We start from the raw sequence: 21562 nt of genomic DNA, 5'->3' as shown, positions 1-21562 counted from the left end.
AGGGAGGGTGGCCGTCAGAGGGCGCGTAGATGGGCGCGGGCCGGCACCGGCTCATCGTCAGCGGTGTCGCGGTGGCGCAGGGCGCGCAGTTCGTCGGCGAAGCGGCTGGTTCCCTCAACGGTGGTCAGGAAGGACTCGATCTGCTCATCGCTCAGCTCGGCGGCAAGGTGCTCGGCGTCGTAATGGGTCCACCACTGCTCCAGCTCACCCCAGGTGAGCACGAACGCCCGCACCGGGTACTGGGCGGGCTCACCCTCGTTGTCGGTGACCGGTCGGGGCCGAGGCGGGCGCTTACCAGTTTTCGTCTGCTTGGCGCGGGCGAGGGCGTCGGCGGCGAGCCGATGCAGGTCGGTCTCACGTTCCGCCTGCGCGCTCTGGGCGGCGGCGCGGATCGCCTCAAAGATCGGATGCACGGGGGCCCCGGCATCGATGCCCTCCAACTCAGCGCTTACCTGCGCCCGGAGCGCGGCGGGCTGGGCGGGGTCTTCGGCGATCTTCTGGAGGTAGCCGATCTTCTCCAGCGTCGTGTGCGAGGCGCCACCGGGGATCATCTCTGCCGCCTGCTCGCGTGTCCTACCAGCAGGTCCGAGCGACGGGGGTGCAAATTTTGCACGCCCGTCAGTACCGGGCTGATTCTCCGAGCTGAACTGGGTCGCCTGCGCGCGCCGCGCGGCCTCCTCGGCCATCAGTGTCTTCAGCTCGCGATACAGAGCGGCGGCCTCGGTCTGGGTCAGCGGCTTGTGGAGCACGTTGTCGTCCTGCTCGGCCAGCAGGTGTCCGAGGCGGTCGGAGATGCCCGAGCGGACCCAGACGTTGACCTTGCGCCAGCCGAGCTTCTTGATCGCCGCCAACCGGCGCGCCCCGCACACCAGCACTCCGTCGGGGGTGATCGTGATGGGCTGCAACAGCCCGTCCCGCTCGATCGAGCCGGCGAGTTCGTCGATGTTGCCGAACGCGGTTCGGTGCCGGCGCCCGACTCGGATCGAGTCGACGGTGCGCTCCAGCTCGATGTATCCCGCCGGTGCGGTCACGACCGATCACCACCGGCGTCGTCGTGGTGGCTGGGTGCGGCGAGGGAGATGGTCAGGATGAGGTCGTCGTCCCGCAGCAGCACCGACAGGGTCTCGCCGATCAGCAGCCGCAGCAGCACACCCCGCCCTGCGGTCGTGGCGGCATAGGCCGGGTGCGGCTTGCCCAGCAGTGCCCGCAGCAGCGCGGTCCACGAGGAACGTGGGATGTCCAGCAGGGCGCGGGCGTGCTTGTCCCGCCGCAGTGCCTCGTAGGCGGCCTGGCGGGTGCCGGTCTTGGTCAGCGCCCCGCAGACATGCTCTACCCCAGCCCGAGCGGTGGCAGGGTCCCAGCCCAGCAGCGTGAACAGCGCGATGGCGTCCTTGGCCGCGGACCCGGCGGACACGCACGCCTGGTCCGACCCGCGCCCGCCACCATCGGAGCCCGCCCCGGCGGCGTCCGTCTCCGCGTCGGCGTCATCGTGGCTGTGGGGGTCGGTGATGTGGAAGGCCGGGTGATATTCGGTCAGCGGGTTTTCCCGGTCGGAGAACCGCTCCGGGTCGTGGAACGCCGAGACGTGCGGGCGGCGGGCTTGGTGGACCGAGCAGAGCAGCCCTTGTGCGCGTTCTTCGAAGATGCAGGTGATCCGCACCGCGTGCGTGATGACCGCCCACGGGTCACGTGCTTCTCGGGCGGCGCGGGTGATCATCACCTTGAACGCGGCCGATGCGGCCTCCCACGGGTCCAGGCCATGCTTGCGGGCGAGGGGTTCGCACTTGGTCGCGGTGTAGGCCATCAGCTCCGCGGCCACCGGATCATGGCTCCATGCCCCCGGCTCGGCTTTGTGAAACCGGTGCAGCAGGGCGCGTAGCCCGTCGCTGGTGGTGAAGTCCTCCCCGCCCTCGCCGTCAGCGATGTGCGAGCGGGTGGGTGTTGTTGTGGTCATGGTCTGGCACCTCCTGGCAGGTAGGTGCACGCGCGTCCCCACACCACCGGCAGCGACGGCGACGGCGACGATCTGGCGGGGGTGTGCATGTCAGATCACCCCAGCCCGATCCCCGAACGGCTCACCCACGACTGGTGCCGGCTGCCACGGCCGAACTCCGAGGCATCGGGCAGTCGCCGCGCCCGCTCGCTGATCGCTTTGCCGGCCTTGCCGAGACCGCGGCCGCTTGCCCGCGTGACGTGGCTGGTGAGGTTGCGGGTGCGGCGCGCGAGTTCGACCTCGAAGTCGATACCCCGCCCCGCGACTGTCGCGGACTGGCGGGCGAGCAGATCGGTGGGTCGCACCCACTCCACACCCCGCGCCTGCCGCGCACCATCCGCGATCGTGGCCTTGTCGGGACGGTTGCGGTGGGCGACCTTGGCGGCCTGCATCGCCTCCGGCGTCCTCGCCCTCTCCGGGTCCTCCGGGACCGAGTGGTCCTTGGTCGGCTCGGGTGCGTTCTGCCGGCGCTCGTGCTGATCGCGGGTTGGGTCTGTGGTGCTCATGGTGTCTTCGCCTCCTCGACGGTCTGCTTGTCGGGAAGGTGCGCGGGCGTGAACCAGCGCCCGACCGTGGACGGGTGCACGCCGAGGTCGCGGGCGATGCGCTTGTTCGACCACCCCTGCTCACGCAGCCTCGCGGCACGCTCACGCCGATCCGAGCTTGTGGCGCCGGCCCGCGTGTGCCGGGTACTTTCGACCACCGGCGGCGGGGCAACTGGCGCGCTGACCCCATCTGCGGCGCTCTCCACCGGCGCTGACGGAGCCGGGAGCAGACTCGCTTCCGGCGCTTCGACGGGCACGGCCGGCTGCCTCGGATGCTCCACTGGCGCGACCCGGTCACGGGCGACCATGCCCGTGGCGGTGTGGGGGTCGGTGGCCGTCGGGAGTGGTCGGGTGAGGATGACGGTCAGGTGGGTGATCGCCAGCAGCACCACTGGCGGCACCGCTGCCACCGATGCGGCCAACACACCAGGTACGTCGGCGTCGGCGGCGACCACGGCGTGGATCGCGTTGGCGGTCACCGACACCGCGGCGCCGCCGATCAGCAGCACCCACGGATACCACGCCGTCCTCTGCCCGGCGAGGGCGACGACGGCGACGGTGGCGACGACGATGATGCCGTCCACGATCAGCGGCCACGCCCACGCCTGCCCCGCACCCACACCGGACCTCGCGGCCAGGTCCGCCAACGCGGTGAAGGACAGCCAGAACGCGCCGGCGGCGATAAACACCGTCCCCGACACCGCCGTCACCACCGCCCACCGGCGACCCGTCCCCGTGGTCATCACAGCCCCCTCGCCCTCGATGGCCCGGTTGACCGGCGGGTGGGGTCGCGGTTGAACCAGCCGTCTGCGGCCAGCGGCGAGGCACCCTGCACCGGCGATGACCCATCGCGTGCGCCGCGTCGGGCGGGGGTGGGGTGGACGGTGCGGTAGGCGGAGCGGACCGTGGTGGCGACCTCGCGCTCGGCGAGCCCGGCGTGCCCGGCGGCCGCGGTCAGCACGTCCAGCGCATCCGAGGCCGGGAGCCCGTTCTCCGCGAGCCGGCACGCCGCCCAGAACAGGCCGCGGTTCCGCTCACCTTCGCCACGGGCCGCAACCCACGCCGCCAGCCGGGACACATCGACATCGCGATCCAGACCGGGAGACGTGGCGCGGCTGGGGGTCGGGCGGGGGTCGAGGAAGTCCCGCAGCCGCTGCGCATCCAGGGTGCTGGCGGGGCCGGTGTTCACCGCCTCGACCCGGTACCAGGTCGTAGCTCCTTGGACGGAGCGGGTCGAGGGCGGGACGATGATGTAGCCGCCGTCACCACGGAAGTCGATCCCCGCACGGGCCGCCTGCCACGACCGCTGCTCCGTCCCGAGTCTCGCCGGATAATAGGCATGCATGCCGCCGGTGGGAGTGCGGACCAGCAGCTCCCACCGCTCCACCAGCCCGGCGCGGTGGGCGCGGTCGAAGCTGGTCCGGCCGTCGACCGGGCAGTGCACATCGACATCCACCACGACCGCGCCCGAGGCGGGGCCGGTCGGGACGCCGATGTTCGCGCCCGGGGACTGCCGCCACCACGCCTCGACCTGCTCCAGGTCCGTGGTGGCGTCGTGGAACCCGTGTCCGGTGGCCGGCCGCTTCCCCCACGGGGAGCAGGGGAAGACCGGAACCCCCGCGGACGCGAACTCTCGTGCGGCGGCCGAGAGTGGCCACGCCGCGTTCATCCGAAGCAATACCGAGGAGACGGCGCAGTGCTCGGCCATCACAGCCCCCGCCCCTCGGCCGCCGGCACCGGTACGGGTCTGGCGGTCGGTTCCAGCGATGGAGTCGTCCGCCGCGGCGATGCCGGCTCCGCTGTCGGCGACGCTTGCGCTTGTGCGGGTGCCTCGCGCTGGGCGGCGTCGCGGTCCAGACCTGGCGGGGTGCCGTCACCGACCTGCGCGGTTTCGAGCTGGTCCAGGATCGTCAGGGTGGTCTTGCGGACCCGCTCCCCGGTGGCCTTGACCACCTCGACCGGCTCTTTGCCGTCGACGCGGGCCGCCCAGGTGGAGACGTACGGGATCGTGTACCCGGATGTGTCCATCCCGTGGGCCGCGCCGACCATCAGCGCGACGGACTCGGCTTCGACCTCGCCGATGCCGCGATGCTGACGTGCCTCCTCGGCGTCGGGACCGTGCAGGAGGACGTGGCCGAGTTCGTGGGCGAGGGTCTTGACCTGCGCGGCGGAGTCCATGTTCTCCCGCACCGCCACCGTGTTCGCGGTGTAGTCGGTCATCCCGTTCGCGCCGCGGATCATCCCCTCGTGCGGCACCCGCAGCACCGAGAACCCGCGCTCCTCGACCTGTGCCGCGAGGCCGTCCCACAGCCCGGCGGGCGCTTCGCCTTCCAGCAGCCGCGGTGCCGGTGGTTCGGGGATCGGGTCGCCGGTGGTCTGGCTCGCGTCCCACACATAAGCCGGTCGGACGCCGACCATCTTGGAGCGCACCACCTCGCCGGCACGTGGCTTCTCGCCCTTCCCGAGACGGCGCCAGGAGCGCGCGTCCGCGGGGTTGGCCGAGGCGAACCGGCCGGTCACGGGAGCGAGAATCTGATAGCCGGGCTGGCCCTTCTCCACCTGCCGGCCGAGCTGTTGCCACTGCTTGTAGCCGGCCACGTACGACGGAAACGGCTCCGGCACCCGCCCTTGCTCGAACGCTTCCGCGTGGGCCACCCAGATCAGCAGCGTGTTGTTGAAGCTCCTCGACCGGAACCGCGCCGCGAACGCCAGTGCCCGCGCCCAATCCGGCCCTGACACGAGCTGTTGCACGGCGCCGGTCAGGCGCTCGTGCAACTCGTCGAGCTTCGCTTCGCGTGCTTCCTGCCTCGTCGCCATTGCTCTGGCCTCCTCCCGGCATAGACCGCGCCCAGCAGAGGGGGCGGTGCACGAACGAGGTGCGCCAGGAGAACCAGCGGGTCCGTCGAGACGGCCAGCGAATTACGAGATCGGTAGGTTGGCCGTCAGGAGAGCTCGTGGTGCGCCTGACGTAGGACATACCGGCCTACCGGGAATCTCCAACCCGGTGGTGCTCGGTGCCGGGATGCTCCCGATATCCCGATCGTGATGATCAGATCGGGAGCGGCGTTCAGCTCGCGCGAAGGGTTAGTTGCCGGTACCGGGTGGGGGTGAGTCCGACGTACTTGCGGAACTGCTGGGCGGCGTGTCCACGGCTGCGCCAACCGACCTCCCGCATCGCGGTCTCGATCGGCAGATCGGTCTCCCGCAGAGACCTGGCAAGGTGCTCGGCGCGAAGCATGGTCAGATACGCCAAGGGTGTCTTGCCGTAGGCATCGGTGAACACCCGGCTGAGTTGCGAGGGTGACAGATGCACCCTCGCGGCCAGGGCGTCGAGGGTCCACTGCTCCGCGGGCGCCTGATGCAGCAGCTCGGCGGCCCGGCGAGCTTCGGCACGCAACGGCGCGAACTGGCGATGCCGTGGCAGCGTGGGCCGGATATGCGCACGCTGCGACGACCGTGTCCGCACCGGCGAGACCTTCACGAACGGGGCGATCACGTGGGCGATACTGAACCACACGGCCTGCATCCGGTAGAAGTTCCGGGCGAAGCCACCCTCGATGCTGCGCTCGACCAGCTCATCCAGCCACGGCATCAGCATCCCCGAACGCTCCTCACCAAGGCGGAGAATCTGCGCCGGCTCGGAGTAGACCGTCTCGGCGAGCCCCTGGGCTTCGAGCCGATCCTGCAACAGCCCGGCGTGCTGCCAGAAAACCTGATCGATCACGTAGTCGGTGTCCAGGTAGATCGTTGTGACGGTGATATGCCCCTCGGGCTTCGAGCCGCACAGCACATTCGCACCGAGAATCACCGCGTCGCCGACGTTGACGGGCTTCTGCCCGAACTCGCTGAACAGAATCGCCGAGCCCGACCTGACGACGATCACCTTCACACAGTCGTAGGCCACCGGACCGACCGGCGAATGAACGGTCCGCGTTCGCGCGAGGATCGGCTGATGATCGTTCGACCTCGACGGCATGGGCATCTCTGTGACGCGATGAGGTCGCTAAGGCCGGCCGAAGCGGCACGCGATCGCCTCGTGTGTTCGGTTCAGTTCGGCTTCGAGTCGCCGGACGGTGTCCGGTGACAGATCGCCACGCTTCGCACACACGGCGACTCCGTTGTTCACGTGCCGGACGAACTCGGGCGCAGCACTCTGCGCCGTTGAGAGTCGAGCGCCTTCGCCTTCCAGTTCTTCGCGTCGAGCCTCAGCAGACACTCGCCGCGATGTCGCCGTGGGCAGTGCGGTGTCTTCACGCCCGCAGTCGGTGATCGTGTACACGAACTCGCGTCCTTGCCTTGCGCCGGTGCCTAGTGGTGCTCCGTGGTCGGTGCGCGCTCAAGCGCGAGCGGCGCACCGACCAAGCTCATCGCTCAGACATCAGCGTGTTCTGCCCCAAAGCTCCCTGCGTGCTCTTCGACCCACGTTCGGAATGTAAGGGCCTGATGCCCGGTCACACGGCGTACGGTGTCTTGCGGTGTCTTCGCGGCTTTGGGCGGATCTGTCTTCATCTGCGTCATGAAGGCGATGTCGTCGTCCGAAAAGCCGTACGACCGCCACTGTTCCTGCACGTCCTCGGTGCTAAGCGGAACGAGCTCAACGCTCTGGCCGGTGACACTCTCGACAGTCACGATGCGTTCACGGACAGTGAGTGCCTCCGGGCCGGTGATCCACAGAGTCTCCTCGTGGTAGCCGCCGTTCACGAGGACGTGGGCGGCGACGCGGGCGATGTCGGACTCGTGGACGACGGTGCTGGGTACGTCGACGAAGCCTTCCTCGATGCGTCCGGCGCGGAACCCCTCGACCCATTCGAGCATGTTGGCCATGAACTCGACCGGAGCGAGCGCAGCCCACTCGAGCGAGCTGGCAGCGACGGCCTGCTCGATCGGCGATGCTTCGGTGTCGCCGGTGAGCAGGGTGACTCTGGTGGCACCCGCCTCCTGGAGACGAGCGACGATTACCTCGCCCTCGGTGATTGGGGCGAAGTCATCGCCCGCGAAGGTGATGAGGTGCGCGGCAGTCACGCCCTCAAACGCTGCGTCAAGAGTCGCGGGGTCTCGCAGGTCGCCCTGCACGACTTCGACGCCGTCGGGAAACGAGGCGTTGGCCGGGTTGCGGGTGAGGCAACGGACGGTCGCGCCCAGGTCAAGCAAGTGGCGGACGATATGACGTCCGACCGTTCCGGTGGCGCCGGTGATGAGAATGATCATGAGATCCTCCAAATGGGTTCGGTGAGATGGTTAGCGGTTGTGCGAATTCACATACGAGCGGGTGGCCAGCGGCACGAAGATCAGTATCAGCAGCAGGCTCCAGATGACGCCTGCGATCACGGGGTATTGCAGCGGTAGGACGTCGCTGATGGGGGCCGCGTCGGGCACGTTTCCGAAGAGTTCGCGCACGCCGGTGACGACGGCAGAGACGGGGTTCCATTCAGCCGCGATTCGCATCGGTGTCGGCATGCCCTCGGTGGGCACGAAGGCCGTGGAGATGAACGCCAGCGGCAGCAGGATAAGCATCGACACGTTCGAGAGCACTTCCGGGGAGCGCGCCTTCAGGCCGATCCATGCGGAGACCCAGGAGAGTGCGTAGGCGAAGAGCAGCAGCAGCCCGAATCCGGCAGCGGCCTCAAGCGGCCCGGACCGGATGCGCCATCCCATCGCGAGGCCAACGAGCGTCAACAGGACGATGACGATGAGGTTCATCACCAGGTCGCTGTTGGCACGAGCGGTGACGACGGCGACAGGCCTGACGGGGAGGGAGCGGAAGCGGTCCATCATGCCCTGCTTGTTGTCCATCGCAAGTCCGATGCCGGTGTTCGTCGATGTCATCAGCATGGTCTGCGCAAGGATTCCGACGAGCAGGTACTCCCGGTAGGCGCTTCCGCTCATCTCCATCGCGCTGCCGAAGACGAACGCGAACAGCAGGGCGAACGCCACGGGAGCGGCAGTCGCGAAGACCACAATGTCGGGATTGCGCAGGCTCTTGAGGATGTTGCGATGGGTCAACGCTCCAAGCGTGTTTACCGTGGTCATCTCACTCACTCCTCTCTGTGACCCGAACATCGTCGGCGGCACTGTTGGAATCCCGTGTGAGGGCGAAGAACACGTCATCGAGAGTCGGCTGTTGTACCGAGATCCCGTCGATCGCTACACCGGCTTCAGTCAGTGCGTTGACGCACGGCACGAGCTTCCGTGCGGCATCGTGCGTTCGGAAGATCAGATGCCCGTCACTGGCAGTGATGTTGGCGTTGCTGTCGTTCAGCAGCGTCTGTACCGAGCGCACCGCCGTGCGCTCGTCCTGCTCGGGTGAGGCGAGTTCCACCTGGACGCGATCACCACCGAGACGGCCTTTCAGCTCGTCGGGTGTGCCGAAAGCGACCTGTCTCCCTTCGGCGATGACGAGCACCTGATCGGCGAGGACGTCGGCCTCTTCGAGGTACTGCGTGGTCAGCAGCAGCGTCATGCCACCAGCGACAAGCTCCTGGATCATCTGCCATAGGCCCTGCCTGCTTGTCGGATCCAAGCCAGTCGTCGGTTCGTCCAATACCAACACCCTGGGATCACCGACGAGGGCACACGCGAGGTCGACCCGCCGGCGCATGCCTCCCGAGTGCTGACCGACGCGCTTACGCGCATAGGTGCCCATATCGAATGCGTCGATGAGCTGGTCAGCTCGACGCCGTGCATCTGATTTCGAATGCCCGTAGAGACGCCCGACGAGCACGAGGTTCTCGGCCGTGGAGAGATCTTCGTCAACGGCCGCGTACTGGCCGGAGAATCCAGTGAACTGCTTCACCTCGTCGGCGTTTTGAATCACCGACCGGCCAAAGATCCTCGCCTGCCCGCTATCGAGGCGGTAGAGCCCCGTCACCGCTTTCACCGCAGTGGTCTTACCTGACCCGTTGGGGCCGAGTACTCCGAGCACGGTGCCCTCGTCTACGGTGAAACTGAGATCGTCGAGCACGGTCTGCTCACCGAAACGCTTCACCAAGCGTTCTGCTTCTATCGCTACAGTCACCGGTACTCCTGTTCTCCGAGGGGCTGGTTCTGCGGGACACGGGATCGTGTTCCGGCACTGAATCCATCCTGGAACACCTTGTGGCCACTATGTGTCCACAAGATCGGTAGACTGGATGCGTGACGACAAGCACCCGCATCTTGGAGCTCCTCGGCCTCTTACAGACCCGCCGCCACTGGAGCGGCGAAGAGCTGTCCGCGCGGCTCGGCGTGAGTCAGCGCACGCTGCGTCGAGACGTCGACGGGCTCCAGGAGCTCGGCTATCCGGTCATCACCACCCGAGGCACCGGCGGCGGCTACCAACTCGGCGCTGGGGCAGCTCTGCCGCCGTTGGTGCTCAACGAGGACGAAGCCGCTGCGACCGTCATGGGTCTCAAGTACGTGGCGACGGGCAATCACGCAGTACCGGCGGACGCCGCAATCAGCGCGATGGCTAAGATCATCCAAGTCCTCCCCGCACGCATCAGAGGCAGGATCTCCAGCCTGGCGACCGTTGCCGCAGAGCCCGGCACTGAAGGTGCGACTATTACCGATGTCAGTGCGCTCACCACAGTCGCGCTGGCCTGCCGAGACTCGGATACCGTCACTTTCACGTATGAAAGCAATCGCTCCTCACGAAGTCTCCGAACGGTTCAGCCCCATAAGATCGTCGCCGTCGAGAACCGGCTTTATCTCGTCGCCTGGGATCTCGGCCGCGGGGATTGGCGCACGTTCCGCGTCGACCGCATCACCGACCCACGACGGACGGGTAAGCGCTTCGCCCCGCGAAATTTGCCGGTCGACGATCCGGTCGACTACGTCCGCTCTCAGCTCGGCTCGATGCCGACAAAGTATCGAGTGCACGCGACAGTGCACGCGCCCACTGAACGCGTCCGCGAGGAGATCGCCCACTACGGCGTGGTTGAACCGCGAGACGACGATTTCTGCGACCTCTACATTGCCGCCGAATCACTGGACTGGGCTGCGTTCTGCTTGTGCGCCATTGATGCTCCCTTCCTCGTGCACGGGCCACAAGAGGCCGTCCAACATCTACGCCAATGGGCAGATCGGCTCCGCCGCGCCTCCGTGCCATATGGCACCCAAGAGGAAAGCGCCCCCTGGAGGCAAGGCAAGCGAGGCCGCGAGCGTTCAGGGATCTGACCCTCTAGAGACTTCGAAAACCAAAAGGAGCATCACCGTAGATGACTGATCGTCAACCCGTGCGGCTTCAACCTGTTAGTACGGAGGAGCTTTCCTATCTGACGCTGCACAGGCAGCACCTCCTCACGCCCGCTCCCCTATCGCCCCGAGAACTGACCCAGCATCTCATAGGGCTTCAAGCGCAGAACCCGTGGTCGTGGTACGCCGGATTCTTCAGACGAACTGAGGACGTGGTTCCCGAAGTAGTGAGCCGGCACCTCGGGGATCGCAGCCTGGTAAGAATGTCCGCAATGCGAGCAACGATCCACCTCATGACTCCCGCAGACGCTGCTTCGCTCCGCTTCCATACGCAGGCCGTTCACCAACGCACGCTGAAATCCAGCTTTGGCCGCGACCTCAAAGACGTGAACCTCGATGACGTCACCAACGACGCGCAGGCACTCCTCGGGGAACGGCCCCAAACACTGAAAGAACTCGGCGCAGCACTCAACCGCAAATGGCCCGACACCAAACCAAGCTCGCTGGCGATGATCCCACGGTTCATGCTTCCACTGGTGCAGATCCCTCCACGCGGACAATGGGGGCAGAGCGGGGCGATCGCCTACACGACGCTCGACACGTGGGTCGGCCAGCGGGTTGAACCGCAGCACTCCATCGAGCAGATCATTTTGAGGTACCTTGCCGCATTCGGCCCGGCAACGATCATGGACTTCCAGGCCTGGTCGGGCCTCACCAAGTGCAAACCGCACTTCGACAACCTCAACAAACGTCTCATCCAGGCACGAACGGAAGGGGGGCAAGTGCTCTACGACCTCAGCGAGATTGAGCGACCTACTCCTCATGCTGAAGAGACTCTCCCCGTCCGATTCCTCTACGACTATGACAATCTTTTACTGGCCTACAAGGATCGCAGCCGATTTATCACCCCCGCTTATAGCGAGATGCAGCGGCGGTTCGACGGAACCACCCTCCAAGCCATTCTGGTCAACGGCAAGACCGTTGGCATGTGGACGCACCAAACCCATGACCAGTCGTCGCTGCTGGAAGCGCGTTTTTGCGAACACCTGTCGAGTGCCGTTCTTGAATCCGTGGAGAACGAAGCTAGCGAGCTCGCTCGATGGTTCTCACCCGGAACTGACGTAGCCGTCAGGATCGAAGAACCAGAATCATAGATTTGCGGTAATGGATGAAGCAAGGCTCCCTCAGGCCAGAGCAGTGGTGCTAGGTCAAGGCAGGTCGGTGATGAGGGGCCGCATGTCGCGGTAGCGGCTCGGCGTCATCCCGGTGTGCTCGGTGAGAGCCTCCATCACCCGCGATCGGCACCGCCACCCGACCCCGTCGGCCTGCGGCGGTCACGGTGATGGAGGTCTCGCGCAGCAGCCCCGTCGTCTCCTGCACCTGCAGCATTGGCGGAGCGAGGAGTGTGGGGCATGGGAGCTCCGGCAGGTCGGTGACCCTGCTCTCGAACCTCGTTCCGGGTTCTTCGTCAGGCTGTTCACCTGTCAGGTGCTCGACGCTCAGCAACCAGCGTCGACCCGTCCATCCCCAGCGCATTCGAGTCCATCGGCACCGACCTTCGCGCCCGCTGGTCACCCTTCCGGAGTCGTTCCTACCCATCTCATTCCTCCTCGCTTCTGAGCTACCACGCGTCTTGCAGGTCGAGGTATGTCAACCAAAGTTGACGGCGCGTTCGCGCGGTCGTCGCCCGCTCACCTGACCGTCGAAAGGCGGTGGCGTGGTGACGGTCTCGATGCGCGTGATGTCGGCGGGCGATGGCTACAAGTACCTGCTGCGCACGGTCGCGGCCGCGGACGGCGATCGCGAACTGTCAACACCGCTCACGAGGTATTACGCGGAGGCGGGCACACCACCGGGCCAATGGCTCGGCTCCGGCGTCGCCTCACTCGACAGGGGGCAGCTCGCGGTGGGGGATCGGGTGTCGGAGGCCCAGCTCCAGCTCTTGATGGGCATGGGCCGTGACCCGATCACCGGCGACCCGCTGGGGCACGCGTTCCCCGCTTACAAGTCGGTGCCGGAGCGGATCGAGGCCCGGATCGCCGACCTCGACCCGGACCTGAGTCCGGGTGCCAAGGGTGAGGCGGTCGCGCGGATCGAGGCCGAGGAGAGCGAACGCGGCAGACGGCGGGCGGTGGCCGGGTTCGACTTCACCTTCTCGATCCCGAAGTCCGCCTCCGCGTTGTGGGCGGTCGCCGACGCCGGCACCCAAGCCCTGATCGGGGAGGCGCATCATGCGGCGGTTGCGGAGGTGGTTGCGTTCATGGAGCGCGAGGTTGCAGCCACCCGCACGGGCGCAACCGCCGGGGACGGGGCCGTTGCGCAGGTCGATGTCACCGGGCTGGTGGCGACGGCGTTCGATCACTTCGACTCCCGCGCCGGCGACCCCCACCTGCACACCCACGTCGTCATCAGCAACAAGGTCCAGACCGCGTTCGACGGCAAATGGCGATCCCTGGATGGGCGGCCGATGCACGCCGCCGTAGTCGCCCTGTCGGAGTTGCATGAGGCGGTGTTCGCCGACCACATGACCCGAACCTTCGGCGTCGAGTGGCAGGCCCGCGACATGGGCCGAGACCGCAACCCGGCATGGGCGATCAGCACCATGCCGGAGGAGCTGGTCCAGGAGTTCTCCACTCGCGCCCGCCACATCGACGCCGAGAAGAACAAACTCATCGCGGAGTACGTCGCCAAGCACGGCCGCCAACCCTCCACCGCCACGATCATCAAACTCCGCGCCCAAGCCACCCTGACCACACGCCCGGAGAAGGAAGTGCGGTCGCTGGCCGACCTGACCGCCGAGTGGCGCACCCGCGCCACCGGGGTGCTCGGCCACGACGCCACTACATGGGCACGTGAGGTGACCGAGAACGACAAGCCGCTGCTGCTGCGCGCCGATGACGTGCCGCTGGATGCGATCGCCGATCTCGGGCAGAGCGTGGTCGAGGTGGTGGGTGAGAAGCGGTCCACGTGGCGGCGGTGGAACCTCATGGCCGAGGCGTCCCGGCAGACGATGGGTTGGCGCTTTGCCACCACGCACGACCGCGAAGCGGTCGTCGAGATGGTCGCCGACGCCGCCGAACAAGCCTCGCTCCGGTTGACGCCGCCCGACCTCGCCACTTCGCCGGCCGCGTTCCGGCGGGTGGACGGCACCAGCGTGTTCCGGCCCAAGCACTCCACCGTGTTCTCCTCCGAGCTGCTCCTGGCCGCCGAAGACCGACTGCTCGACCGCTCCCGCGCCACGACCGGGCCGACCGTGCCGCTGGCGACGGTTGAGAAGATCACCGGCCGTCCTGATGCGGAGGGTCGGATGCTCGGCGAGGATCAGGCCGACGCGCTGATGAAGATCGCTGTCTCCGGCCGTGTCCTTGATGTGCTGGTCGGCCCGGCCGGGGCCGGGAATACCACATGTTGTGTTTGACACCACTAATCGCTGATGTCGATGACCGCTCCGTTGCGCGGGAGGGTGCCCCTGAACGTGAGGGGCACGGCTGCGGCGCGCTCGATATCGGGGGTGGTGATCGCTTGGATGTGGACGTGCGGCTCGGTGCTGTTGCCGGAGTTCCCGCAGCGCGCGAGCCCGGTGCCTATCTGCACGCGCTGTCCCGTCCGGACTTTCAGGCTGCCTTGCTGGAGATGGCAGAGGGCGACCACGACACCATCGGACTCGATGAGTACGTGGTTACCGGCAAGTGCGATCCACCCTGCTCGGGCTCGGCGTTGCTGGGTGAGGGCATAGCCGATAGACGGTAGTCCGCGATATGCAGGGTGGTCGGGTTCGGTGTCGTGCGCGGAGACGACGATCCCTTCGACAGGCGTCAGGAGCATGCGGCCAAAGCCCGAGAACTTCTCTGCCGGTTCGGGTCGTATGAACGAACTGAACGTGATGGGTGCGGAGCGCCCGGCGCCATCGGCGGGAACGAAGTCGATGGCGTAGGACGTGGCCAGCAGCGCCGTGCCATGGCTGGGTACTCGGTTGGCGGGGCTGTTCTGGACGATCCAGCGGCCAGTGAACGGGTATTCCAGATCGATGGAAGCTGCCATGACATTCCTCCCGCTCGTGCACACTATTGTCCCACCACCGGTGTAGCGGCATAGGCGCAGGGGTCCGGTCTTGGTCGTCGTGTTCCTGTGGTTTCTAGTCTCTTTCAGGGCAGTGCAGGCCTATCCACGACGTGACGTCTCGCCTGCCGTCGGCGCTGTTTCCTGCGCTGACGAGGGCACCATCAGCGCACAGGCCGAGGGTATGGGCGGAGCCTGCTGCGACTGCGATGATGTTGTCCCAGCCCTCGACATCGCACTGCCCGTGGCTGTTATCCCCAACGGCCAGAACCCGGCCGGAAGCGGTCACGCCCACTGTGTGGCGACTCCCGGCGGCCACCGCGACGACCTCCTCCCACCGGCTGACGTTGCCCGCTCCTGTGGCCGGTGCCGCAGTAGTGAGTACTCGCCCGTCGTGTCTCAACCCGACCGTGTGGAGGTAACCTGCCGCAATCGCCGTGAGGTTCCGCCAGTGCCCAACAGCGCATTGCCCTCGTCGGTTGTTACCGACCGCTACGGCTGAACCGTCCTCACATAGGCCGACCGAATGCCAGTCGCCGCACGAGACTGCCACGATGTCTCGCCAGGATCGCACATCGCACGCGCCCTCGCTGATGCGTCCGGTAGCCAGCACCGTGCCATCCGAGGCGACACCGAGGGTGCGTCGCCAACCCGCCGCTACCGCTGCGATGTCTCGCCATCCTCCGACTTCGCACTGCTGGTCGTCGTTCCATCCAGTCGCCAGCACTGTGCCGTCTGAGCGAAGACCGATGGTGTGCGATTTGCCCGTGTTCGTGGCGGTATGGACGTTGCCCGCTGCTACCGCGATCACGTCTTCCCAGCGGTCGACATCGCATTCACCAGCTCTGCCATCACCAACGGCGACCACGGTGCCATCCTGTCGCAGCGCAACTGAGTGCCGTCGGCCTGCCGCCAGTACCGGTCCGCATCCCCGCACTGCTGTCTCCACATAATCAGGATAGGTGCACGAACACGGCTACAGCCCGCGTGCCGGCCCCTCGCGACGGGGGTCGTGGCGGTAAGGATCAAGCGCAAACGGGTCATGGACCTGCCGCGCCCGTTCCGCTGCTCGTTGTCGAGCGTGCTCCTGATCGGCACGCTTGGCTTCGATGCGTCGGGCGGCGTCGGTGATGGGGAGACCGCGCAGTTCGTCGGCTTCAGCACGGGTCGTGGCGGCTCGCGCTCGGGCGTCGCGGGCGTCGCGGTGGGGGGTCGCTATCCGCATGCCGAGATGGTCACGACGTGCTCGCTCCGCCCCGTACTCGCTGACCAGCAACGCCAGCCGCTCCTGCTCGTGCCGCCCGAGTGTCGCTTTCCGGTCGGCGGTGGCGGCCTCGAGGGTTTGGGCGGCGTCGGTCACGCGCGGATCGGTCTCGGCGCGCTTAGCGGCGACTCGGGCTGCCCATTCCGGGAGACGGTCAGAGCCGCTCGGCGTGGTGCCCCATTCGGTGGTGACCTGTCCGCGCAACGTCTGAGTGTGTTCGGTTGCGGTGCGGTGCTCGGCGCGGGCTTTGCGTCGGCCAAACCTGCCCACGGTGGCGAGTCGGGCGCGTGCGGTGGCTTCACCCTCGACAGCACTGAGATAGGTCGCACCGTCGTGTGCGGCTTGAGCGGTGAGCGGTCCAGCGACCTCGGCGCGCACTCGTGCGGCCTCGTCTTCGGCCTTGCGGAGCACGGCAGTGCTCTTATCGTCCCCCGCTCGATGAGCGGTGCGTTGGGCGTCGAGGCGTGCGGCGATCTGCTCCCACCGCTCCGCCTGTCTCCGGGCGCGCTCGGTTTCCTGGTCAAGGCGGACGAGTTCAGCGGTGACAAGCTTGGCCGGGCCGTCACTGACGAGACCGCGCACTGCTTCGACGGCTTGGGTGGTGGCGTGGTCGAGGCCCCGGTCTGCCCGGTCGCGTTCCATCGCCTCAATGAACCGAATCTTGGCGTCGTCCATGTTCTCGGCGACGATGTGGAGCCGGTTGGTGTCGCGGCCTCGGGTCATGCCGACGTACACGCCCGCCGCGCTCGTCGCGTTACTGAGCAGCGTGTGGGAGCCGTCAACGGTTGCGCCTTGGACGCCGTACGCGGTCGCGGCGTAGGACAGGTGCGCGTGCTCGGCCACGTACTCGGGTGGAAGCGCGACGGTGCGCAGGTGCTTGCGGTCGCTGCCGACCTCGTGGGCATACACCGTGCCCTCGTCGGTGACGTGCTGCACGGTCCACTGTTGCCGGTTCGCCACACCCAGGGTGCTGTCGTTGCGGCGGGTCTGGATGAGGTCACCGGCACCGATGCTCAAGCCGTCGCTGCCGGTCGCCGTCGTGGTGTCGTCTACCTCGCCACGCTCGACCCTCCCGGCGCGGATGCGCTCGTTCACCGCAGCGGCTTCTTCGTTGGTGGCGACGGTGATTGCCTCCCCGTCACGGGCGTGGGCGGTGATATGCTCGCGGGCCGCGTCCTCGACGGCGTGCAGGATGACGAGGCCCAGGGTGGCGAGTCGGTCGAACACGTCACCGGGGTTCTCCCGGTCGCGCATGGCGAGGGTGAGGGCTGCGTAGTCGGGGTCGGTGAACCGATGGAGTTCGGTCATGTCGTAGGTGCGGCCCCTGATCTGTTCGGCCATGTCGAGCACACCGCCCCGGCCGACCGCGGGGAGTTGGGCGCGGTCACCGATGAGCGCGACGGTGGCGCCTTCTTCTTGGGTGATGGTGAGGAGGGCGTGGGCAGTGTCTTGGTCGAGCATCCCGGCCTCGTCCACAATCACCCGTGTGCCGCGATCCAGTCGCGCGTCTTCGGGTGGCCCGGTATAGGTGCCTCCGGTTGCGGGATCGGTGTCGCCGGGGTTCAGGCGTGTCCACACGCCGTCACGGTTCCACCGCCACCCGTGCGCGTGCACCAGCGCCGCAATCGATGTCGCGGGTACGCCGAGTTCGTCGTGCGCGACCTGCGCCGCCCGCAACGTCGGTGCAACCACCCGCGACGCCCTGCCGTGTCCGGCGGCGACGGTGATCGCGGTGCGCAGCATGGTCGTCTTCCCGCTGCCCGCCGCACCCTCCACGATCACCAGCGGATCGGTAGAAGCCACCGCCGCTGCCGCAACGGTCTGTCCGGCATCGAGTCCGGTGGCGTGCGCCACGCGGGTCACGTCCGGGTGTTCCGGCTCCCGATCCGGCACAGCGGTGGTGATCTGGTCGCGTAGCGCGGTCTCGGCGGCGACGACGCTGAGGCTGGTCAGATGCGCGACATGCTCCGGCGTGAGTGCGCCCGGCGGCAGAACAGAGAAGCAATCCGAGACAGCAAGCCCGGTCGCCAGACCGATGAACTCCCGCAACTCAGCGGGCGTCGCCCGCGCGCCCGCCTCGGTGATGACCCTCGTGACGTGCTCGGCCACGGTGTGCCGCGTCCACGTTGACGCTCCTGCGGCGCTCCGGTCCAGCGCGCGACTGGCGACCTCCTGCACCGACAGGTCATCCAGCGATACCGGCGCGGGCGTCTCCCGCCGATGCAAGCGGGCCGGGTCGTATCCGGCCTCGGTGAGTTCGTTCACCCACCACTGCTCATCTTTGAGGTCGGCAGGCTTCTTACCGGGACGCTGATATGCCCACGCGGCATCCTGCAACCGTGCTGTGAGTGCCGGGCCAGGAGTCTCGCCGGGATGCTCCGCCTGCCACTCGGCGACCATGCGGTCCAGGTTGCGTCTGATCTGCGCCGACCGCTTCGACATGACCGCGTTGAACGGTTCCAGCTCGGTCACCTCACCGGATACCGGGTCGAGGGTCAGACCGTGCTCCGCGAGCGTCTGCGCGAGTTCGGGGTGCGCGGCGATGACCGCGGTGCCGAGGGCGCGGATCGCTCCTTGCTGCTTGAACAGGGCCGCGGTGGTCAGTGCCCGCCACTTCCCGGCCGCCCACACCCGGGTGCAGATCTGGAAGTGGATATGCCGGTGCGGATCACCCGCCCGCGAGGTCTTGTGCGTGATCGCGACGGTCTGCATGTGCTCGACCGGGAGGACTTCCTGCGCGCCGCGCGGCCCCGCCAGGGTGACCGAGTGCTGGCCAAGGAACCGTTGAATCTCTGTCGCCGCGTCACGCTGCGCCATATCCAACGCCTCCGATACCGCCGGGTGGAGGGCGGCGGCGACCGACAGGGACTTGGGGGCATTGATCGTCATCTCCGCGAACAACGGCGACCCCTTCCGCACGTCGCCGGGCTTCCGCGGCGTGCCCATCGACTCCCCGGTGTCCGGGTTGATCCAGTCCACCCACCCCTCGTACTCGTCCGCCGACAGCGACCGGGCAAAGGTGAGCTCGCCGGTGGAGTCGATCACGGCGTACTCCGCTACGGCGTCTTCTGCGCCGAGGTAGTACTCGTCGGCGCGGGACCGGTCGGCCTCGACATAGCGGCGGGCGGCAGCACCGCTGCCGCGGAACAGGATCACGCCGCCCTTCATCTTGGCCCTCCCTCATGAGTGGTCTCATGAGGGAGGTGTGCACCACGGCCCCGCCGTAAAATGCGTGCATCCAGAGAAGTAGCGGGGCTGGATCCAGAGAAGTAGGGGGTCTGGCTCTAGCGATGGCAGGGCAGGTGATCCGTGTCGAGCGATGAGCGCTATGCGCGAGCTTGACGTGTGGGAGTGTCGTGCCTGGTGGTTTCGATCTTCTGGTTGAGCTGGTTGGCGTAGTGCTGTTGGGCAAGGAGCACGAGGGAGTCCAGGAGTGGGCGGCGAAGCACGCTGCCCAGGACGACACCGCGGATCATCGTTTCGAGGTTCTCGGCCTCAGCGACGGCCCGGACGTCGATGCGTCCAACCGCGTCCGCGGCGTCGGCGTACTCATCGAGACGATCCAGAAGAAGGGTGAGGTCTTCGGCCTGCAGCTCAGCTATCGCCTGAACCGCTGCGGCGTGCGCGGGCGACCCCTCCTGGCATCGCCAACCGCGCGCGGTGACGAGCTCCGAGAGTAGCTGTAACGCAGCATCCTCGCCTGGGACGGCTCCAACGTCGCCAACGAGTGCGTCTTGGGTGACGCCCATCGCATCGAGGACGGAAGACTCAATGCTGACCGCCTGCACGACCTCCCGAACCTTGTCGAGCGGAAGCCCGGCAACCTTCACGAGCGCGCGGATCAGTCGGAGGCGTTCGAGATGGGCATCGTCGTATCTGGCCTGATTCACGCTCGTCCGTCGCCCCGGCTGCAACAGCCCTTCGCGCAAGTAGTACTTGATCGTGGGCACGCTGAGCCCTGACCGCCGTGACAGCTCCGCCATCCGCATCTCCACGTTGCACCTCGTTCCCATCGCGCTGGCGCTTTCAGATGGATAATACTAGTATCCATAAATAGATAATCACACTATCCATGAGGAGGCGGGGATGGCACGCATCGCTGTCATAGGAGCAACCGGGTACCTCGGTGGGTACGCCCTTACCCGCCTGCTGGCAGACGGCCACACAGTGCGCGCGATCGTGCGGTCGCCAGAGAAGGCATCGCTACCAAAGGGTGTCGAGACCGTGCGGGGTGACGTCACGGCCCCCGACACGTTGGTGGCCGCGTTCACCGACGTTGATGGCGTGCTGCTGACCCTCAACGGTGGGAGCGACCCTGAGCGGGCGCGACACATCGAGGAAGACGGCGTTGCGAACGTTGCCGCCGCCGCTGAAGCGGCTGGGGTGCGGCGCGTGGTGCTGATCTCCGGCATGTTCGCACAGCCCGCCTATGCCGACTATCCCTGGGAACACTCCAAGGCCCGTGGCGAGCAACTCTTGATGGCCAGCCCGGTGGCATCCACCGTGTTCCGTGTCGGGTTCATCAATGAAACGCTCGCGAAGTTCATCCGAGGCGGCCGCCCGGTACTCATCGGCAACCAACCGCACCCGATCCACCCCGTCGCCGCTGACGACATCATGGCGGCTGCCTCCCGCGCGTTCGAGATGCCCGAAACCGCGAACAAGGTCTACGACGTGGCCGGGGAGCAGACGATGACATTGCGGGAGGCGACCGCCGCATACGCGGGCGCAATATCCGGCAAGCCCGTTGCATCGAACGCGGTGCGGGTCATGCCGCTCGGATTCATGCGCGCCATCAATCGCCTATTCCTGAAGGGCGAGATGACCAGACCCCTGGGCATCCTCGACAGCATTGACCGCCACGGCGACGTGACCGACACCACCGCGTGGTTCCAGGACTTCGGCACCCCTCCCACCCCGTTCGCCAGATGGATCGCGCTACAGCGCGACAACGCCGCCGAAAGGTCAACATCATGAACTGGCTGGAGACTGCCACCATCCTCGTCACCGGATTCGTCGGGTCAGCCGAGTTCGCCTCTGTCGCACTCGTGCACCCCGTGATCCGAAAACTCGCTCCCGACGACCAGCTCACCTTCGAGAAAGGGCTGCTCAAGACCTACGGACGCATCATGCCCATCGGCATGACCGCCGCCACCGTCCTCGCGATCACCGTCGCAATCCCGACGCCCTCGGCCTGGCTGATCTCCGCCGCCGTCGCCCTCGGGATCGCGCTCATCGTCACCATCTTCGGCAACGTGCCCATCAACTTCCGCACCGGACGCATCAAACAGGACACCGCACCCGAAGGCTTCATCGCAATGCGCCGCCGTTGGGATGTCTTCCAGATCACCCGAGGATCGCTTCAGCTCCTCGGGTTCATCCTCGTCACCATCGGACTCGCCGCCGTCTAGCAACTTCCCTCACCAGAAAGCACACGAACGGCATGAACAGAACAACGCCCGAGCGCCGCGAACTGAGCCACGGCTGCGCCCCCGGAGCACAAGGTATCCACCCCAGGTAATTCCTCCG

At 67.0% G+C, this 21562-nt stretch carries 18 protein-coding genes and 1 pseudogene; 5 read left to right on the top strand and 14 right to left on the bottom strand.

Going from position 1 to position 21562, the window contains the following annotated elements; all coding sequences use genetic code 11:
- Positions 1–14: 14 nt before the first annotated feature.
- The 10 genes from ABD283_RS12440 to ABD283_RS12395 all read right to left on the bottom strand — a co-directional run bounded on the left by ABD283_RS12440 (position 15) and on the right by ABD283_RS12395 (position 9553).
- Positions 15–1031, bottom strand: coding sequence for a ParB N-terminal domain-containing protein (locus tag ABD283_RS12440; RefSeq protein ID WP_344225316.1), 1017 nt, complete (start codon positions 1029–1031; stop codon positions 15–17).
- The gene (locus tag ABD283_RS12435) at positions 1028–1954 is read right to left on the bottom strand and encodes a hypothetical protein (RefSeq protein ID WP_344225315.1); all 927 of its coding nucleotides are present in this window, start codon (positions 1952–1954) and stop codon (positions 1028–1030) included. Before ABD283_RS12435 ends, ABD283_RS12440 begins: the two co-directional genes overlap by 4 nt.
- Positions 1955–2049: 95 nt before the next feature.
- Complete coding sequence (locus ABD283_RS12430) at positions 2050–2499, bottom strand: hypothetical protein (RefSeq protein WP_344225314.1); 450 nt, start codon at positions 2497–2499, stop codon at positions 2050–2052.
- On the bottom strand, positions 2496–3281 hold the full coding sequence (locus ABD283_RS12425; RefSeq protein WP_344225313.1) for a DUF2637 domain-containing protein: 786 nt from the start codon (positions 3279–3281) through the stop codon (positions 2496–2498). Before ABD283_RS12425 ends, ABD283_RS12430 begins: the two co-directional genes overlap by 4 nt.
- Entirely contained in the window at positions 3281–4246 is a 966-nt protein-coding gene (locus ABD283_RS12420; RefSeq protein ID WP_344225312.1) for a bifunctional DNA primase/polymerase, read from the bottom strand. The genes ABD283_RS12425 and ABD283_RS12420 overlap by 1 nt, the downstream gene beginning before the upstream one ends.
- Positions 4246–5355 carry an ArdC-like ssDNA-binding domain-containing protein gene (locus ABD283_RS12415; RefSeq protein WP_344225311.1) on the bottom strand — a complete coding sequence of 370 codons (1110 nt, stop codon included), beginning with the start codon at positions 5353–5355 and terminating at the stop codon, positions 4246–4248. Before ABD283_RS12415 ends, ABD283_RS12420 begins: the two co-directional genes overlap by 1 nt.
- 250 nt (positions 5356–5605) lie before the next feature.
- On the bottom strand, positions 5606–6520 hold the full coding sequence (locus tag ABD283_RS12410) for a helix-turn-helix domain-containing protein (protein ID WP_344225310.1): 915 nt from the start codon (positions 6518–6520) through the stop codon (positions 5606–5608).
- A 389-nt stretch (positions 6521–6909) separates the two neighbouring features.
- On the bottom strand, positions 6910–7746 hold the full coding sequence (locus ABD283_RS12405; protein ID WP_344225309.1) for an SDR family oxidoreductase: 837 nt from the start codon (positions 7744–7746) through the stop codon (positions 6910–6912).
- Positions 7747–7776: 30 nt separating this feature from the next.
- Positions 7777–8568: an ABC transporter permease gene (locus tag ABD283_RS12400; RefSeq protein ID WP_344225308.1), complete on the bottom strand. Its 792-nt coding sequence runs from the start codon at positions 8566–8568 to the stop codon at positions 7777–7779.
- A gap of 1 nt (position 8569) precedes the next feature.
- Positions 8570–9553 carry an ATP-binding cassette domain-containing protein gene (locus ABD283_RS12395; RefSeq protein WP_344225307.1) on the bottom strand — a complete coding sequence of 328 codons (984 nt, stop codon included), beginning with the start codon at positions 9551–9553 and terminating at the stop codon, positions 8570–8572.
- A gap of 119 nt (positions 9554–9672) precedes the next feature.
- Here ABD283_RS12395 and ABD283_RS12390 point away from each other — a divergent pair, with 119 nt between their 5' ends.
- The 3 genes and pseudogenes from ABD283_RS12390 to mobF (ABD283_RS12380) form a co-directional block, all read left to right on the top strand.
- Positions 9673–10692 (top strand): helix-turn-helix transcriptional regulator, encoded by a 1020-nt coding sequence (locus ABD283_RS12390; RefSeq protein ID WP_344225306.1) that lies wholly within the window; start codon positions 9673–9675, stop codon positions 10690–10692.
- Positions 10693–10733: 41 nt separating this feature from the next.
- Positions 10734–11864, top strand: a complete 1131-nt coding sequence (locus ABD283_RS12385) for a winged helix DNA-binding domain-containing protein (RefSeq protein WP_344225305.1) — start codon at positions 10734–10736, stop codon at positions 11862–11864.
- Positions 11865–12442: 578 nt separating this feature from the next.
- Positions 12443–14116 (top strand): annotated as a pseudogene (gene mobF, locus ABD283_RS12380) (MobF family relaxase); the annotation flags it as partial.
- Between the two features lie 17 nt (positions 14117–14133).
- On the opposite strand, the gene ABD283_RS12375 reads toward mobF (ABD283_RS12380), so the two are convergent.
- From ABD283_RS12375 to ABD283_RS12360, 4 genes are all read right to left on the bottom strand, one after another.
- Positions 14134–14751 (bottom strand): M23 family metallopeptidase, encoded by a 618-nt coding sequence (locus ABD283_RS12375; protein ID WP_119932700.1) that lies wholly within the window; start codon positions 14749–14751, stop codon positions 14134–14136.
- 94 nt (positions 14752–14845) lie between these two features.
- The gene (locus tag ABD283_RS12370; RefSeq protein WP_259874953.1) at positions 14846–15706 is read right to left on the bottom strand and encodes an RCC1 domain-containing protein; all 861 of its coding nucleotides are present in this window, start codon (positions 15704–15706) and stop codon (positions 14846–14848) included.
- Positions 15707–15745: 39 nt separating this feature from the next.
- Positions 15746–19201, bottom strand: coding sequence for a MobF family relaxase (mobF, locus tag ABD283_RS12365; RefSeq protein WP_344225304.1), 3456 nt, complete (start codon positions 19199–19201; stop codon positions 15746–15748).
- 158 nt (positions 19202–19359) lie between these two features.
- Entirely contained in the window at positions 19360–20016 is a 657-nt protein-coding gene (locus ABD283_RS12360; RefSeq protein ID WP_344225303.1) for a MerR family transcriptional regulator, read from the bottom strand.
- 103 nt (positions 20017–20119) lie between these two features.
- On the opposite strand from ABD283_RS12360, the gene ABD283_RS12355 reads away from it, so the two are divergent.
- Positions 20120–21010 carry an SDR family oxidoreductase gene (locus tag ABD283_RS12355; RefSeq protein WP_136651690.1) on the top strand — a complete coding sequence of 297 codons (891 nt, stop codon included), beginning with the start codon at positions 20120–20122 and terminating at the stop codon, positions 21008–21010.
- On the top strand, positions 21007–21444 hold the full coding sequence (locus tag ABD283_RS12350; protein ID WP_068483897.1) for an anthrone oxygenase family protein: 438 nt from the start codon (positions 21007–21009) through the stop codon (positions 21442–21444). Before ABD283_RS12355 ends, ABD283_RS12350 begins: the two co-directional genes overlap by 4 nt.
- Positions 21445–21562 lie beyond the last annotated feature (118 nt).

Origin of the sequence: Kocuria atrinae (assembly GCF_039531425.1) — a bacterium.
Lineage (GTDB): Bacteria > Actinomycetota > Actinomycetes > Actinomycetales > Micrococcaceae > Kocuria > Kocuria atrinae.
Note: the sequence above shows the minus strand (reverse complement) of the source record. Positions and strands in the feature narration are given on the sequence as shown.

Excerpts from the sequence above, each read along its gene's own strand:
- ABD283_RS12435 (WP_344225315.1), bottom strand. The coding sequence starts at position 1,954 with ATGACCACAACAACACCCACCCGCTCGCACATCGCTGACGGCGAGGGC.
- ABD283_RS12430 (WP_344225314.1), bottom strand. The coding sequence starts at position 2,499 with ATGAGCACCACAGACCCAACCCGCGATCAGCACGAGCGCCGGCAGAAC.
- ABD283_RS12425 (WP_344225313.1), bottom strand. The coding sequence starts at position 3,281 with ATGACCACGGGGACGGGTCGCCGGTGGGCGGTGGTGACGGCGGTGTCG.
- ABD283_RS12420 (WP_344225312.1), bottom strand. The coding sequence starts at position 4,246 with ATGGCCGAGCACTGCGCCGTCTCCTCGGTATTGCTTCGGATGAACGCG.
- ABD283_RS12415 (WP_344225311.1), bottom strand. The coding sequence starts at position 5,355 with ATGGCGACGAGGCAGGAAGCACGCGAAGCGAAGCTCGACGAGTTGCAC.
- ABD283_RS12410 (WP_344225310.1), bottom strand. The coding sequence starts at position 6,520 with ATGCCCATGCCGTCGAGGTCGAACGATCATCAGCCGATCCTCGCGCGA.
- ABD283_RS12405 (WP_344225309.1), bottom strand. The coding sequence starts at position 7,746 with ATGATCATTCTCATCACCGGCGCCACCGGAACGGTCGGACGTCATATC.
- ABD283_RS12400 (WP_344225308.1), bottom strand. The coding sequence starts at position 8,568 with ATGACCACGGTAAACACGCTTGGAGCGTTGACCCATCGCAACATCCTC.
- ABD283_RS12385 (WP_344225305.1), top strand. The coding sequence starts at position 10,734 with ATGACTGATCGTCAACCCGTGCGGCTTCAACCTGTTAGTACGGAGGAG.
- ABD283_RS12375 (WP_119932700.1), bottom strand. The coding sequence starts at position 14,751 with ATGGCAGCTTCCATCGATCTGGAATACCCGTTCACTGGCCGCTGGATC.
- mobF (WP_344225304.1), bottom strand. The coding sequence starts at position 19,201 with ATGAAGGGCGGCGTGATCCTGTTCCGCGGCAGCGGTGCTGCCGCCCGC.
- ABD283_RS12360 (WP_344225303.1), bottom strand. The coding sequence starts at position 20,016 with ATGGCGGAGCTGTCACGGCGGTCAGGGCTCAGCGTGCCCACGATCAAG.
- ABD283_RS12355 (WP_136651690.1), top strand. The coding sequence starts at position 20,120 with ATGGCACGCATCGCTGTCATAGGAGCAACCGGGTACCTCGGTGGGTAC.
- ABD283_RS12350 (WP_068483897.1), top strand. The coding sequence starts at position 21,007 with ATGAACTGGCTGGAGACTGCCACCATCCTCGTCACCGGATTCGTCGGG.